The following is a 14,422-nucleotide window of genomic DNA, read 5'->3' as shown; positions in this document are numbered from 1 at the left end:
ATAACTAGCTATCGGTCAAAAGCAGCAACCATAGAATCTAGCTGTTTGACCAGATCATGTAACTCTCGGCTGGCCGCGGCGGTTTCATCGGAGGCTTCGCTATTCTGATGAGCAAGATCGCGTATTGAGACAATATTTTGTTGAATCTCTTCGACAACGGATGATTGCTCTTCTGAAGCACTTGCTATCTGAACACAACGCTCGGAAATATTGTCGATTGAGGTTTGTACATTTTTGAACGCTTCATCGGCAACGTTTGCTACCTCTACACTTTGCTCAGCGTGGGTACGACTCTGATCCATAATTTTGACGGTGTGCTCTACTGCAGACTGAACCCGATCGATTGAGGCTTCAATCTCCTGAGTGGAATTCTGGGTTCGGGTTGCGAGGGTTCTGACTTCATCTGCTACAACTGCAAACCCACGCCCTGTCTCACCTGCGCGTGCGGCTTCAATAGCAGCATTCAATGCCAGAAGGTTAGTCTGTTCCGCAATTTCGTTGATAACCGTGACTACATTTCCGATGGTGTCAGTATGTTGCTTCAGCTCCTGCGTAGCTTCAGAGGCATGGACGACTTCATTTGAGAGGTCACGAATATGTTGAACAGTATTTTGTAGAGCTTCACGCCCCTCTTCGGTTGTATGAAGAGCGTCCTGACCTGCGGATGACATACTGCTGGTATTCTGCGCTATCTCTTGAGATGCGCATGCCATCTCATGGACAGCCGCAGCAACCATATCGCTCTCTCGATCCTGTTGACTAATCCCGGTATTAGTTCGCTGGATTGCGTTATCGGTGATGTTAATCGCTTGATCGATAGTGTGGCTGACATCCCCCAGTCGTGTAAGCACCGTTGTATTGCGTGCTTCATTCATCTGTAGGGCCAGTTCAATTTCACCAAGTTCATCCTGACGGGAGCTATACATCAATTGAATTAATGGATTACTGAAACGTTTGCGAGAAGTCTCACAGAGCTTTCTGACCGGGCTGATAAAGCGGTGCACAACACCCGCTAGAAGCAGTTGTGACAGAGCAACGACACCCAATACAGGCAAACTAGCACCCGCAAACCAAGAGCCAACCAGTGTTAGTAAGCTGACAATAGCAAAGAGCATCAATGTTTGATTGCTGGTGGATTTCAGCTTAAGGGCTTTGCCTGCTTTACCCGCGTTAGCTACTGCATAGATAACTTCAGCTTTGGCTACTTGTTCTTTTGATGGTTTAAAGCGAACCGATTGGTAGCCTACTTTCTGGCCGTTTTCATATAGAGGGGTTACGTAGGCATCTACCCAGTAGTGATCACCATTCTTACAACGGTTTTTTACAATGCCGCGCCAAGCCTGGTCGTTTTTTAGAGAGTCCCAGAGGTTGGCAAAGGCAGCGGGAGGAACATCTGGGTGGCGGACAATATTATGGGCCTTCCCTATGAGTTCCTCTTCTGTAAAACCTGCAATATCACAGAAAACCTGATTTACGTATGTGATACGCCCTTTTAGGTCTGTTGTGGAGATGATGCGTTGTCCTTCAGGTAGGACGACCTCGCGGTCGGTTACCGGCATCTTTTTCATTGAGCTAGCTCCTTAAACCCAGTGTGGAACTGGTAAATCTCTGGTCTTGTTATTATGAGAATAGTGCAGGAATCTATCGTAATGTAGCACTAATTGCTCTGATATGTTGAAGTCAGCCGCATTTTTACAATTGTTGATTTAAAGATAAGTTCGCAAATAGCTTTGCCTTCATTGCTATCTGGTTACGACTGTTTTTTTTAAATGTATTAAAAATATAACGTCCATCTATCTGTTTTTTAAAAAGAAAATTTAAACTCTTAACACTACTTATACCAGAATTGTGGTCTATACTTTTCTCATCATTTAACGCCAGTGTGTTTATTCTGATAGAGAAAGGAGTTTCTTCAGGCTTTATTGCTGGAAGTTTGTAGTCAAAGAAGCCTCTGGGGATGATTTTTAATGGTGCAGATGCGCTCTGGTAGTTCCTCGTTAAGCGACCCTTCTAATGCTGTTGAACAGATTTATGATGCTGTAATTCAGGAGCAGACCTCGCTGGTTATAATTTTTTGTTCTGGTAATTACGCCCTCTCTACTTTGGCGGAGAGTATTCAGTCTAAATTCGCGGATATCCCGGTAGTAGGATGTACAACATCGGGTTGTATTGGGCGCCAGGGATATCAACAGCAAGCACTTGTCGCTTGTAGTTTTAGTAATGAGGCTTTTGAATTTTCGACAGCGCTTATCCCCGAAGTAACGACGTTTTCGTACCATAAAGCGGATGCTGTAGTTGCTCAACTGCGAACTGAGCTGGAGGTTAAGCAGAACAGTGCGATCAATTCAGAGCAGATGTTTGCGTTTCAATTGATTGATGGATTGTGTCAACGCGAAGAAAATTTTACCCAGATGTTAGCCTCTGCATTAAATGGTGTTGCTCTGCTCGGAGGTTCGGCAGGTGATAATCTGAAGCTAGAAAGTACCCATGTTTATTATCAGGGGAAGTTTCACAACAATGCCGCAGTTGTGGTGCTAGGTTATACAGCCTTACCTTTTTCCCCGTTTATGATTCAGCATTTTAAAGCCACAGAGGCTCGCTTAGTAGTGACGGACTCTGTTCCTGAAAAGCGTATGGTGAAAGAACTGAATGGTTTGCCCGCAGCAGAAGAGTATGCTCGCCATGTTGGAGTAGATGTTACAGAACTGACCCCTGAGATTTTTGCTGCCCATCCGGTATTGGTGAAAATTGGTGATTCCTCTTTTATTCGATCAATCCAGCAGATAGGAAGTGATAATAGCCTTGTTTTCTTCTGCGCCATTGATGATGGAATTGTTTTGAATATTGCTGTAGCAGAAAACATTATTGAAAATTTGCAACAGGAGTTTCAACGTTTGGAGGAATGTTTAGGGCGTGTGGAGCTTACATTGGGTTTCGATTGTATTTTTCGTTACCTGGAATTGAAAAATACAGGGAAGCTACAAGATGCATCAGAGGTGCTCTGCCAACATCACTTTACCGGTTTTAACAGCTACGGCGAGCAGTACAACGCTACCCATGTAAACCAGACGTTAACAGGAATCGCTTTTGGTTCCGGCCATGGAGGTGAGCATGGCTGATAAAGCAATCTTACCTTCAGCATTACCTCCTGAGGAGGAGATTGAGCGTCTTCACAAAGTCATTAATGTGTTGATGAAAAGAGTGGAGCAGAGCATGGAGTCGCAGGGTTCCGACTATGCGTTGTTTCAGTCTGCGGTGGTGTTGGAGCAAAAGGTTAATCAACGAACTGAAGAGCTCAATAAGGCTCTAGTCGAGTTAGGTGGTACTAATCGCAAGCTGCGAAGGAGTCAACAGGCGCTGGAAGGAGCTATTCAGCGTTTGAACGATGCAGTAGAAAATATCTCTGAGGGCTTTGCCTTATTTGATCCTGAAGATCGTTTGACGGTTTGTAATAGCAGTTATCGTCAGATGTGGGGGTTTGATGATCGCCCTCTTGAAGATTTATTGGGAAGTTTTTTCTCCGATTTGGTGTCTGAAACTACCCGGCGAGGCCTGTCATTGAGTAACAACTTTGATTGGCCGGAAGCACGAATCCGCCAGCATCAAGAGGGAACCGGAACATTTGAATACCATTTTAGAGATGGCACTTGTGTCCAGGTCAGGGAGCGTAAAACGGAGGACGGTTGCACTGTAGGAATCTACACGGATGTGACTGAACTGAAACAGAGGGAAGAGGAAAAGCATCAACAGGAGTTGGCTGAGAAATCACTGTTGCTGCAATCCTCTTTGGACAGTATTCAACAGGGCGTTGCCGTATTTGATCATAATGAATTGCTGGTCGCATGTAATCAACGCTTTACTGAGTTGATGGAGCTTCCTATTTCAATCGCTCAGGGTAATGTCCCTCTAAGCTATATCCGAGATGTTGATGAGAACTTTCTTGCTCTGGATGCTAAGCAAAGTGAACGCCTGTTTAGTGAGGGTAAGCTTGTCAATTATGAACGGACCTTCTCTGCGGAGAAGGTGGTGGATGTCCAGTGCTCGCCTATGCCTAATGGTGGATTTGTAGCTACCTTTACTGATATCAGTGAGCAGAAAACCAACGAAAATCAGGTCCGCTATATTGCGACTCATGATGCGCTAACAGGCATTGCAAATCGTAACCTGTTTAATGAACGTTTCAGCGCTATGTTGAATGAAGCGGCTAATCTGAATCATTCGTTGGCTCTATTGTTTATGGATCTTGATGATTTTAAAGATATAAACGATACGCTAGGACATCCTGTTGGTGATCGCTTACTTCAGGCTATAACCAGTCGAATCAACAATATCTATCCAATGGGTGGGATTTTTGCCCGTCTTGGTGGTGATGAATTCGCGATAGTGATGCCGATGAAAAAAGACAGTGATGATCCATCATTGTTGGCTGAGTTGGTGATTCAGACAATCACCCAGCCTTTCCAGATAGATGGCAATGAAATTCACTCTGGGGTCAGTATTGGGCTTACCTGTTTTCCTCGTGATGGCCGTGATGTTGATATCTTGCTGCGCAATGCTGATCTTGCAATGTATAAGGCGAAGCAGAAAGTCAGTCGTCGTAGCCGTTATGCCTTCTATCAGGAGGAGATGAATCAGTGGGTTCAGGAACGTAAGGAAATTGAGCATGAGCTGCGACATGCGCTAGGTGCAGGGCAGCTGTTTTTGCAGTATCAACCTCGGTTTAATCTACAACAAAACAGGGTTGTCGGAATGGAAGCACTGGTGCGTTGGCGTCACCCAACAAAAGGTCTGATAAGCCCGGCCACTTTTATTCCTGTTGCGGAGCAGAGTGGTTTGATCAGTCAGGTTGGAAACTGGGTGATAGAAACGGCTTGTCGCCAGGCGGTAGCTTGGCAGAAGCAGGGGTTAGAGGACCTTACCCTAGCGGTTAACTTGTCTCCTGCACAGTTCCATTATGGTGATCCAATAGAAACTATAGAGAGAATCTTGCAACAAACTGGGCTATCTGCAAATAATCTTGAGATTGAAATTACTGAGAATACCTTGATGGAGGGCGTTGAGTACTCAATTCGATCGTTGCAGGCTTTAAAGCAGAAAGGGATCCGTATCGCGATTGATGACTTTGGTACAGGCTATTCATCGTTGAATTACTTAAAACGCTTTCCTGTGGACGTGGTAAAAATTGATCAGAGTTTCGTTGCCAATATTGGTGTAGATTCCAGTGATGAGGCAATTGTTGATACAGTGTTGTCGCTAGGGCACTTGCTAAATTTGGATGTGGTTGGAGAAGGTGTAGAAACAGAAGCTCAACTTGAGTATCTGCGAGCGCATGAATGTGATGAAATTCAGGGTTATTTCTTTAGCCGGCCATTATCTGTGGAGTGTTTTTCTGAGTTTTGCCTGCAGCAGAAAGAGCTTTACGAAGAGTCGTTGGTAACGCCGGAAACGTCTGGGATGAAAGATTAATGCACAAACTGCTTAAACGTCAGGTCAATCGCTTATTAGGGGATATGCCTTTATCGGGTGAGATGCAGGCATTACTGGAAGCTGTCTCCGCTACCTATGAGCAGTCGGATAAAAAGCAGACTCTACTTGAACGCTCTCTAAAATTGTCTTCCGATGAATCCCTAGCCCGATATGAGTCTCTGGAGAAAGAGCTGGAGCGTAATGAACAGCAACAAAATCAGCTTCAGAACGCTTTGGGAATTCTCAATGTCACGCTTGATTCTACAGAAGAAGGGATTATTGCATTTGATAAAGAGTTTAAGTTAATTAAGTTTAATCAACGATACCTCAATATATGGGAGCTTGAAGCGGACCAACTAAAGCTTGGTATGGATTCCGTTGATATATCTCGTTTATTAGTTGAAAAGTTGATTAACCCAGAGACGTTTTGTGAACTACGCTCTTTCCTTCATGCCAATCCCGATAAATACGGTGAAGCTATTCTAGAATTGAAAAGTGGCAGAGTCCTTGATTGGTTTGCACCGCCTCAACCGGGTGATTCAGATATCCTCCGGATCAACTATTTTCGTGATATCACTGTTTCCTACCGAACAGCAGAAGAATTAAATCATTCCCGACAAAGTTTGATTGATGCACAGCGTATAGCTGATGTCGGTAGTTGGGAGTGGGATCTGAGTACTAACATTTTAAATCTCTCTGATGAGTTTCAATCGTTGTTGAATTATTCCTCGGCTAAGGTGGGGAAAGGTTTGCAAACGCTGTTGAACTTGGTGCCAGAGAATGAGCAAGAGCGTGTGGAAACGACGATTCAGCGTCTGCTCTTTGCTGATGAAAGTTTTGATATTGAGCACCAACTAAAACGTAGTGATGGCACCTGCGGTAGTTTCCTTTCTCGCGGCAAAGTGATGCGGGATGAACGAGGGAAGCCGCATCGTATTTTGGGGGTGGTGCATGATATTACCAGTCAGAAGGAAGTTGAAAGCCAACTACGGCTTGCGAGTCGTGTGTTTGAGGTTTCGGCGCAGGGTATTCTGATCACTGACGCAGAGGTTACGATTTTGGATGTGAATCAGGCTTTATGTGATATGAGTGGATGGCGTAGAGAGGAGTTGATTGGCCATTCCCCAGCCGTTTTCCGTTCTGGCTATCATGATGCATCCTTTTATCGCCGTATGTGGGGCAAAATCAGAGCGACAGGGGAATGGTCCGGAGAGATCTGGGATCGGCGTAAAGATGGTAGCTTGAAAGCAAATTGGTTGCATGTGAGTGCAATTAAAAATCCATCAGGTAATATCGTTAATTATGTCGGCATGTGCTCGGATATTACTGATATAAAAGAAACCGAAGAGCAATTACAGAAGTTGGCCTATCATGATCCGCTCACGGGGTTGGCTAATCGTGCGCTGTTCCAGGAAGTGATCAAAGATGAGTCAAGGAAGCTGCGCTATGATGGGAATACACTAGCGCTGATGTATTTGGATCTTGATCGATTCAAATATGTGAACGATTCTCTTGGTCATCTTGTTGGAGATGAACTGTTAGTGGCCGTTGCTGAGCGTTTGAAAGCAACTGTGCGTTCTACCGATATTGTGGCTAGGCATGGGGGGGACGAATTTATTGTTGCCCTGGTTCAGCCGGGGGACCGGGTGCATGTTGAGGCGGTAGCAACCAATATTATCAACGAACTTTCCAAACCCTACCATCATGCTGACCAGGATATATATATAGGGGTAAGTATTGGCATATGTCAGATGCCTGAACAGGCGGATTGCATCAATGACGCCATGCGTAATGCTGATTCTGCGTTGTACCTGGCTAAAGAGAGTGGTAAAGGCTGTTACCGCTTTTGGGATGAAAAACATAATAAATATGCTCGTCGCCGGGTTGAAGTTGAAGCTAAGCTTCGAGAGGCTATTAAGCAGAATCAACTCATACTCTATTACCAGCCGCAGATTGATTTGAACACTGGAGAGTTGCTTGCTTATGAAGCATTGGTTCGCTGGGAGCATCCTGAGGATGGTTTAATTTTCCCGGATGAATTTATCCCTCTTGCGGAAGAAACAGGGTTGATTACAGATCTTGGTTGTTGGGTGTTGAATGAGGCTTGCCGGCAAATCCATCGTTGGGAAAGCCAGGGTTTTGAAGTGGTGCCTGTTGCGATTAATATCTCTCCGCAGAACTTCGGCACTATGCCTATAGAAAACGGCATTGCTAGTGCGTTGGAAAGCAATAAAGTCCGGCCGGATCTACTTGAGGTTGAGATTACCGAAAGTTCGGCCATGCAGGATCCAAAACATACTAGAAGGGTGTTGGAAAAACTCCGTTTGATGGGTGTTAGCGTGTCTATTGATGATTTTGGTACGGGCTACTCCTCTCTCAGTTACCTGAAAAGTTTTCCTGTCCGAAAGCTCAAAATTGACCGTTCTTTCGTTATGGATCTGGCAACCGATACAAATGATCGTGATATCGCAAAGGCGATTGTTAATCTGGGGCAGAGTTTGTCGATGAGTGTTGTTGCTGAAGGGGTAGAAACAGAGGAGCAGCGCCAGATTCTAGAAGATATGGGTTGTGATTCTCTCCAAGGTTATCTGATCAGTCGCCCTTGCCCGCCTGAAGATGCTCAGATGTTTATGCAACAGCGAGCAGGAAATCTACACTCCAAGACTTTAACCAAGTTGTGATTAATCAGAACGTGGATTAATGAGAGCTGCATGCGTACTGCAATTGTCTCGAATGAATCTATCTATGGTATAAATTGCGCAATATTCTCTTTTTCTAATTAAGGATCTATCCATGGCGTTCCGGCTTGAGTTCAAGGTGCGTGATTATGAATGTGACTTGCAAGGCATCGTTAATAACGGTGTTTACTTCAACTATCTGGAGCATGCTCGTCATGAATACCTACTCGATAAAGGCATCGATTTTGCGGAATTAACAGCGAAAAAAATCCATCTGGTGGTTGTTCGTTCTGAAATGGATTACAAAAACTCCCTGACCAGTGGCGATAAGTTTGTCGTTGAAGTTACCGTGGAGCGGATCAGCAAAGTGAAGTTTGGTTTTAGGCAGCGGGTAATCCGTCTTAGTGATGAAAAGGTAGCCCTAGAGGCGCTGGTGATTGGTGTGGCTTTGAATGAAAGAGGGCGTCCATCAGTTCTGCCAGAAATAGAAGCGATGATTGAAGGCGAGTGATAATTAGATGAGTTGGGAGCTTTGGCTTTTACAACACGAAATTAGTGTCCGCCTTGGTTTCTTTTTTGGCATTTTTCTGCTGATGGCTGGATGGGAGTTTCTTAAGCCCTGCCGTCGACAGAAGTATGGCCGTCTGTTGCGCTGGAGTAATAATCTGGCGCTGGTGTTTCTTAATTCTTTTCTGCTCCGCATCCTGTTTCCGGCCGCTGCGGTTGGAGTGGCACTATATGTGGAAGAGCAGGGTTTTGGATTGTTACAGCAACTTCCAATTCCTATATTCCTTAGTGCGTTCATCGCGGTTGTGGTGTTGGATCTACTGATATACGCGCAGCATGTGCTATTTCACAAAGTCCCTATTTTATGGCGATTGCATCGGGTGCATCACGCAGACCCTGACTATGACGTTACTACAGGTGCGCGCTTTCATCCCATCGAGATCATATTGTCGATGCTGATAAAGTCTGCCGCAATTATTGTTCTTGGTGCTCCGGCGGTTGCCGTGATCATATTTGAGGTGTTGTTAAATGCGTCAGCGATGTTTAATCACGCCAATATCAGGCTTCCTAAATCGGTGGATAAGTTGTTGCGTTGGATTTTAGTAACTCCCGACATGCACCGGGTCCACCATTCTCAGATCAGGGTGGAAACCGATAGCAACTATGGTTTCGCTCTATCTTGGTGGGACCGTATATTCAAAACCTACCGGGCCCAGCCGCAGAAAGGACATCTACAAATGGACATTGGTGTCTCGGGTTTGCAGGATGTGAAGCAGGTTTGTCTTTTACCAGGTATCTTGCTACTCCCATTTAAAAAATAACCTGGGGCCTGTTAACAGACCCTAAGCTTTAAGCTGGGACCAGAATGCACTGATCAGTGGGCTTTTCAATTTTTTCTCAAGAGTCACTATGCCCACTTCGTAAGGTTTTAATTTAGGCTCAATCTCTAGCGCTTTAACCGTTGCCGCTAGCGGGCTGTTATCAAGAACGATCTTTGGTACTACGCCCACACCAAAGCCTAAGCTGACCATACTTACAATGGCCTCGTTTCCTGCAACCTGAGCATAAATTCGGGGTTTGATGTTCTGTTCCTTAAACCAGCGGTCCACTCTTTTACGGGATAATCCACCTTCAGAAAGAATCATAGGTGTAGAGCTATCAGGAATGAGGCTTTCTTGCTGCTGGTCATCAAGCCCTCGTTCGGGAGCGATGAAAAGTAGAGGGGAAAGGGCGATCTTTTTGAAGGCCAGTCCACTGGGCATAGCGTCAGGTTTTGCGGTGATTGCAAAGTCCTCGTCGCCGGAAAGAACGCGGGCAATGGCGTCTTCAGGGTCGCCGGTATGTAGCTTGATTTCTATCTTCGGATAGTTGTGACGGAATTCGCTCAAAATATCGAATAGAAAACTGTAGCTGGCAGTCACGGAGCAGTACATGCTGATCTCGCCCTGTAATTCACCAGAGCGTTCTATTAACTGGGTACGTACCATATTCCACTGACTGAGGGAGTCTCTGGCGTAAGCTAAGAAAATTTCCCCTTCTGCAGTGAGGCTGACAGTACGATTATCCCGCTCAAAGAGAGTGGAACCCACCTCCTCTTCCAGTTGCTTAATACTTCGGCTGAGTGCTGAAGGACTGATGTGACTAGCCTCGCTGGCGCGACCAAAGTGAAGTGTCTCAGCGAGATGAATGAATTGCCGTAGCTGTTTGATATCCATGCGTTGCGTTTTTTCGAATGTTTTTTAAATTTTATGCCATTTTGTTGTCTGTTGGGAGCGGTTGGGTAATTTTTGTTCAGAGTTGTCATATTTGTATGCTATGTTGATATTATTGTGCGGTGCACAAAAAATAACTGGAGGTGCGCATGGCAAAGTCAGTGAATTTGGCATTACAAGGTGGTGGCGCCCATGGAGCCTTTGCTTGGGGGGTTCTGGATCGTTTGCTTGAGGAGGATATTTCCCCAGAAGCGATCAGTGGCACCAGTGCAGGAGCAATGAATGCACTACTTCTCGCACATGGTTGGCAGTTGAATAAAGCGCAGGGAGCAAAAGACCTGCTAGATCAGTTCTGGAACAGAGTTGCTTTGAACTCACCCTCAGAGCTGATTGGCTCGCAGTTACCAGATATGCAGATAACATCCATGACCGAATGGGTATTGGATATGCTGCGATACATATCGCCCTACGATCTTAATCCTCTTGATATTAATCCGTTACGTTTTCTTCTAGACGATATTGTTGATTTTGAAATGTTAAGGAAAGACTCCTCGATACAGCTATTCATTGCTGCGACGGATGTCGCGTCAGGAAAAATTAGGCTGTTTCGGGAATATGAACTCACTACGGAGCATGCTTTAGCCTCGGCTTGCTTGCCTACGCTACATCAAGCAATAGAGATTGATAATAGGCATTACTGGGATGGGGGCTTCTCCGGGAACCCTGCAGTGTATCCATTGATCTTTGACTGTAAGGCTGAAGATATCCTCATGGTGTTATTGCAGCCGATGCAAGGTAGAGAGTTACCAACAACTTCAAATGCTATTAATCAAAGAGTCAGTGAATTAGGCTTTCAAAGTACTTTTTTACGTGAGATGAGGGCGATCAGTTATACCCGACAGCAGGCGAAGGGTAAGTATTTTAGTGCCAGTAGTTTGGAGCGACGTTTCAAGGCGCTCCGTTTTCATCTTATAGAATCGGGTGAAGTACTCTCTAATTTGGAGCAGGCCAGTAAATATGACACCCGTCAGGTATTTCTTACAGACCTTAAGGAAAGAGGCCGAAATGCTGCAGAATACTGGATTGGATCAAACTTCAGTGCGATTGGTCGGAAGCCTAGTTGTGACATAGAGACGATGTTTTTATAGTACGCAGAACTTAATTCAGTATGGAAAGGCAAGATGGCTAAAAGTCGGGATCAGCTTAAATTATTACTGCTTCAGATTAGGGATGGGCATCAGGTCCGTCAGGAGGAGCTAGAGAGTTTTGCTGAATACTGTGAGCTGAAAATTGAGCAGATTGATGTGCTGAACGTATTCGATACGCCAGACTTCCCCGATACAGCGGCTGATCAATATGACGCTTTGCTGGTGGGTGGGGCGAGTGAAGCCAATGTGCTGCTCCCGGAAACCTACCCATTTGTTGAGCAATGTCAGCAACTGATTTTGCGCTGCGCACAAACCGATAAGCCAGTGTTTGCTTCATGCTTTGGTTTTCAGTTGGCCGTGTTGGCTCTTGGAGGTGAGATTCTGCACCGGGAGAAAGACTTCGAGATGGGGACTGTGCCAATTTCACTTGAATATAGTGTCTGGCAAGACCCAATTTTTAGGGACACACCTGATAACTTTTATGCGGTGTCAGTACATAAGCAATATGCTAGCAGCCTGCCTAAAGACTGTATTTCGCTGGCATACACTGAACAATGTATTCATGCGTTTCGTCTGAAAGACAAGCCGTTCTGGGCTTTTCAGTTTCATCCAGAAGTAGATAAGCGAATTCTGGTTGAACGGCTAACTTTCTATAAAGAGAAGTACACCGATGGAGATGGTCATCTGGATGAAGTTCTCTCTTCCGCTCAAGAAACGCCACAATCTAATGCGCTGATGGGTAAATTTGTTCAACGCGTCGTTATCGATCAAGAGCATCTCCAGGAATGAAATAGCTTCCTGGAGGCTGGCAAAGTAGAATGGACCTTTTTAGCTCAACCGGAATAATAAATAAGCGATGACTGAGCCACAAAATCAAGACAATCAGGAACCAGTGAAACCTCGTAGCAGGGGGATCTATCTGCTGCCGAATCTGTTTACTACAGGGGCACTTTTCTCTGGTTTTTATGCTGTGGTTGCCAGCATGAATGGCCACTTTGAAAATGCTGCTATCGCCATTTTTGTTGCTATGGTGCTCGATGGCCTTGATGGGCGAGTCGCGCGAATGACCAATACTTCCAGCGCCTTTGGTGCGGAATATGACTCTTTGGCGGATATGGTCTCTTTTGGTGTGGCGCCGTCACTGGTTGTTTTTAATTGGGTGTTGGATGATATCGGCAAGTTAGGTTGGTTTGCTGCATTCTTATATGTGGCAGGTGCCGCTTTACGGCTTGCCCGCTTTAATACACAGATAGGTTCTACTGATAAGCGATATTTTATCGGTCTGCCAAGCCCAGCGGCTGCAGCGGCTGTTGCGGGTATGGTGTGGGCGGCTACTGAATATGGTATTGATGGAGCTCCGTATGCCTATGTTATCGCGTTATATGTCGCGTTGGTTGGTGTACTTATGGTGAGTAATGTCCTTTATTACAGCTTCAAGGATGTTAGCTTAAAAGAGAAAGTACCTTTCCTGATTCTGGCGGGCATTGTTCTTGCTGTGGGTATTATCTCCATAGATCCAGCTACCTTCCTTTGGTTACTGTTCCTCGCATATGCTGGCTCAGGACCGATTCTCTGGGTGATGCGAAAAACCAAGCAAAAACCTTCGGCATAATTAAAGCGGCTTCCAATTAGGAAGCCGTTTTTATTTCTGCTATACCTAAATTGTAGAAGTGGTATGTTGGAGGTGGTTATGAAGCTCCTATCTTGTCAGTGCCGACAGCTGCGAATCTTGTGTTATACAGTTTTGTTTCTGCTAATGATTATCCTGATGATCAGCATGGCATTTATTCTGGTTGGTAACTGAGGGGGATAGCCATGAAAAAGGCTGGAAGTGATCATTCAACTGATTGGCCGCAGTTTTTTGCAAGTGCCCTCGCAGCTTTTTTAGGCGTCCATTCACAGAGCAATTATGAGCGGGACTTCCGCTCCGGACATTTTTGGCCCTATATCCTTATGGGCGTTTTACTACTTATTTTCTTGGTATGTTTTGCCTACCTATTGGTGAATCTTTCAATCAGTTACTTTAGTGCTGCGCCTTAGCTAATTTCTTGCATATTTTTTTTCACTGCTATACTTGCAGGTATAACCAAGCGGATTGGTCGGAAATGATAGGACGGAGTCCAGGCGAAAGAGAGCCTGCCCGAACCCTGCTGCTACCGACGTTGAAATTATAGAAGTGCAACGCCCCTAGTGAGAGGATTCTGACAGGCTCGTTTTTGTGTAACGAAAGGGGCCTGCAATGATCAAGAACAAGCTGATTCTATCGGCGCTTTTCTTATCTGCCGGAAATGTTCAGGCCGATTGGGCCGTGAATCTGACCCGTGGTGTCACGGAGATAAGCCGGGAAGTCTATGATCTGCACATGATTATCTTCTGGATCTGTGTGGCAATTGGCGTTGTAGTGTTTGGTGTCATGCTTTTCTCTGTGGTTTATCACCGTAAATCCCGCGGTGCTGAAGCACACAATTTCCATGAAAATATCTTTGTAGAAATCACCTGGACTATCATTCCATTTGTGATCCTGATCGCTATGGCGGTACCCGCCACGGCTACCCTGATCAAAATGTATGACAACACAGAAGCTGAGCTGGATATTCAGATAACCGGCTATCAATGGAAGTGGCGCTACCAGTATCTGGGCCAGGATATCGATTTTTTCTCTAGCCTTTCTACTCCTCGTGAACAGATAAATAACGCTGCAGCAAAAGGGGAGCATTATCTGCTTGAGGTGGATAATCCTCTGGTTATTCCTGCAGGGAAAAAGGTTCGCTTCCTATTAACTGCCAATGACGTTATCCACTCTTGGTGGGTGCCTGATCTTGCAGTGAAAAAAGATACTATTCCGGGCTTTATCAACGAAGCCTGGACCATTGTTGACGAACCAGGAACTTATCGGGGTCAGTGTGCAGAG

12 protein-coding genes are annotated in these 14,422 nt (G+C 45.3%); 10 read left to right on the top strand and 2 right to left on the bottom strand.

Annotation, left to right across the window (positions count from 1 at the left end):
* Window positions 1-8: 8 nt before the first annotated feature.
* Window positions 9-1,568 (bottom strand): PAS domain-containing methyl-accepting chemotaxis protein, encoded by a 1,560-nt coding sequence (locus GY843_RS17910; RefSeq protein WP_297311650.1) that lies wholly within the window; start codon window positions 1,566-1,568, stop codon window positions 9-11.
* 399 nt (window positions 1,569-1,967) lie between these two features.
* On the opposite strand from GY843_RS17910, the gene GY843_RS17905 reads away from it, so the two are divergent.
* From GY843_RS17905 to GY843_RS17885, 5 genes are all read left to right on the top strand, one after another.
* A complete protein-coding gene (locus GY843_RS17905; protein ID WP_297311648.1) occupies window positions 1,968-3,119 on the top strand; it encodes an FIST N-terminal domain-containing protein in 1,152 nt (383 codons plus the stop codon).
* Window positions 3,112-5,466, top strand: coding sequence for an EAL domain-containing protein (locus GY843_RS17900; RefSeq protein WP_297311646.1), 2,355 nt, complete (start codon window positions 3,112-3,114; stop codon window positions 5,464-5,466). Before GY843_RS17905 ends, GY843_RS17900 begins: the two co-directional genes overlap by 8 nt.
* Entirely contained in the window at window positions 5,466-8,147 is a 2,682-nt protein-coding gene (locus tag GY843_RS17895) for an EAL domain-containing protein (RefSeq protein ID WP_297311645.1), read from the top strand. The genes GY843_RS17900 and GY843_RS17895 overlap by 1 nt, the downstream gene beginning before the upstream one ends.
* 112 nt (window positions 8,148-8,259) lie before the next feature.
* Window positions 8,260-8,655 carry a thioesterase family protein gene (locus tag GY843_RS17890; protein ID WP_297311643.1) on the top strand — a complete coding sequence of 132 codons (396 nt, stop codon included), beginning with the start codon at window positions 8,260-8,262 and terminating at the stop codon, window positions 8,653-8,655.
* Window positions 8,656-8,662: 7 nt separating this feature from the next.
* The gene (locus GY843_RS17885; RefSeq protein WP_297311641.1) at window positions 8,663-9,472 is read left to right on the top strand and encodes a sterol desaturase family protein; all 810 of its coding nucleotides are present in this window, start codon (window positions 8,663-8,665) and stop codon (window positions 9,470-9,472) included.
* Between the two features lie 21 nt (window positions 9,473-9,493).
* Here GY843_RS17885 and ilvY read toward each other — a convergent pair whose 3' ends face one another.
* Complete coding sequence (gene ilvY / locus GY843_RS17880; protein WP_297311640.1) at window positions 9,494-10,366, bottom strand: HTH-type transcriptional activator IlvY; 873 nt, start codon at window positions 10,364-10,366, stop codon at window positions 9,494-9,496.
* Between the two features lie 146 nt (window positions 10,367-10,512).
* Here ilvY and GY843_RS17875 point away from each other — a divergent pair, with 146 nt between their 5' ends.
* The 5 genes from GY843_RS17875 to coxB all read left to right on the top strand — a co-directional run.
* Window positions 10,513-11,511, top strand: coding sequence for a patatin-like phospholipase family protein (locus GY843_RS17875; RefSeq protein WP_297311639.1), 999 nt, complete (start codon window positions 10,513-10,515; stop codon window positions 11,509-11,511).
* Between the two features lie 33 nt (window positions 11,512-11,544).
* Window positions 11,545-12,300, top strand: coding sequence for a type 1 glutamine amidotransferase (locus GY843_RS17870; RefSeq protein WP_297311638.1), 756 nt, complete (start codon window positions 11,545-11,547; stop codon window positions 12,298-12,300).
* A gap of 67 nt (window positions 12,301-12,367) precedes the next feature.
* A complete protein-coding gene (pssA, locus tag GY843_RS17865; protein ID WP_297311636.1) occupies window positions 12,368-13,123 on the top strand; it encodes a CDP-diacylglycerol--serine O-phosphatidyltransferase in 756 nt (251 codons plus the stop codon).
* A gap of 203 nt (window positions 13,124-13,326) precedes the next feature.
* The gene (locus tag GY843_RS21070) at window positions 13,327-13,551 is read left to right on the top strand and encodes a DUF2970 domain-containing protein (RefSeq protein ID WP_367183872.1); all 225 of its coding nucleotides are present in this window, start codon (window positions 13,327-13,329) and stop codon (window positions 13,549-13,551) included.
* 199 nt (window positions 13,552-13,750) lie between these two features.
* Window positions 13,751-14,422 (top strand): cytochrome c oxidase subunit II (coxB, locus tag GY843_RS17860; RefSeq protein WP_297311635.1); only part of this gene is annotated, 672 nt, incomplete at its 3' end.

Source organism: Neptuniibacter sp., from assembly GCF_024231755.1.
Taxonomy (GTDB): domain Bacteria; phylum Pseudomonadota; class Gammaproteobacteria; order Pseudomonadales; family Balneatricaceae; genus Neptuniibacter.
This window is presented reverse-complemented; position numbering and strand designations above follow the sequence as displayed.

Excerpts from the sequence above, each read along its gene's own strand:
- GY843_RS17910 (WP_297311650.1), bottom strand. The coding sequence starts at position 1,568 with ATGAAAAAGATGCCGGTAACCGACCGCGAGGTCGTCCTACCTGAAGGA.
- GY843_RS17905 (WP_297311648.1), top strand. The coding sequence starts at position 1,968 with ATGGTGCAGATGCGCTCTGGTAGTTCCTCGTTAAGCGACCCTTCTAAT.
- GY843_RS17900 (WP_297311646.1), top strand. The coding sequence starts at position 3,112 with ATGGCTGATAAAGCAATCTTACCTTCAGCATTACCTCCTGAGGAGGAG.
- GY843_RS17895 (WP_297311645.1), top strand. The coding sequence starts at position 5,466 with ATGCACAAACTGCTTAAACGTCAGGTCAATCGCTTATTAGGGGATATG.
- GY843_RS17890 (WP_297311643.1), top strand. The coding sequence starts at position 8,260 with ATGGCGTTCCGGCTTGAGTTCAAGGTGCGTGATTATGAATGTGACTTG.
- GY843_RS17885 (WP_297311641.1), top strand. The coding sequence starts at position 8,663 with ATGAGTTGGGAGCTTTGGCTTTTACAACACGAAATTAGTGTCCGCCTT.
- ilvY (WP_297311640.1), bottom strand. The coding sequence starts at position 10,366 with ATGGATATCAAACAGCTACGGCAATTCATTCATCTCGCTGAGACACTT.
- GY843_RS17875 (WP_297311639.1), top strand. The coding sequence starts at position 10,513 with ATGGCAAAGTCAGTGAATTTGGCATTACAAGGTGGTGGCGCCCATGGA.
- GY843_RS17870 (WP_297311638.1), top strand. The coding sequence starts at position 11,545 with ATGGCTAAAAGTCGGGATCAGCTTAAATTATTACTGCTTCAGATTAGG.
- pssA (WP_297311636.1), top strand. The coding sequence starts at position 12,368 with ATGACTGAGCCACAAAATCAAGACAATCAGGAACCAGTGAAACCTCGT.
- GY843_RS21070 (WP_367183872.1), top strand. The coding sequence starts at position 13,327 with ATGAAAAAGGCTGGAAGTGATCATTCAACTGATTGGCCGCAGTTTTTT.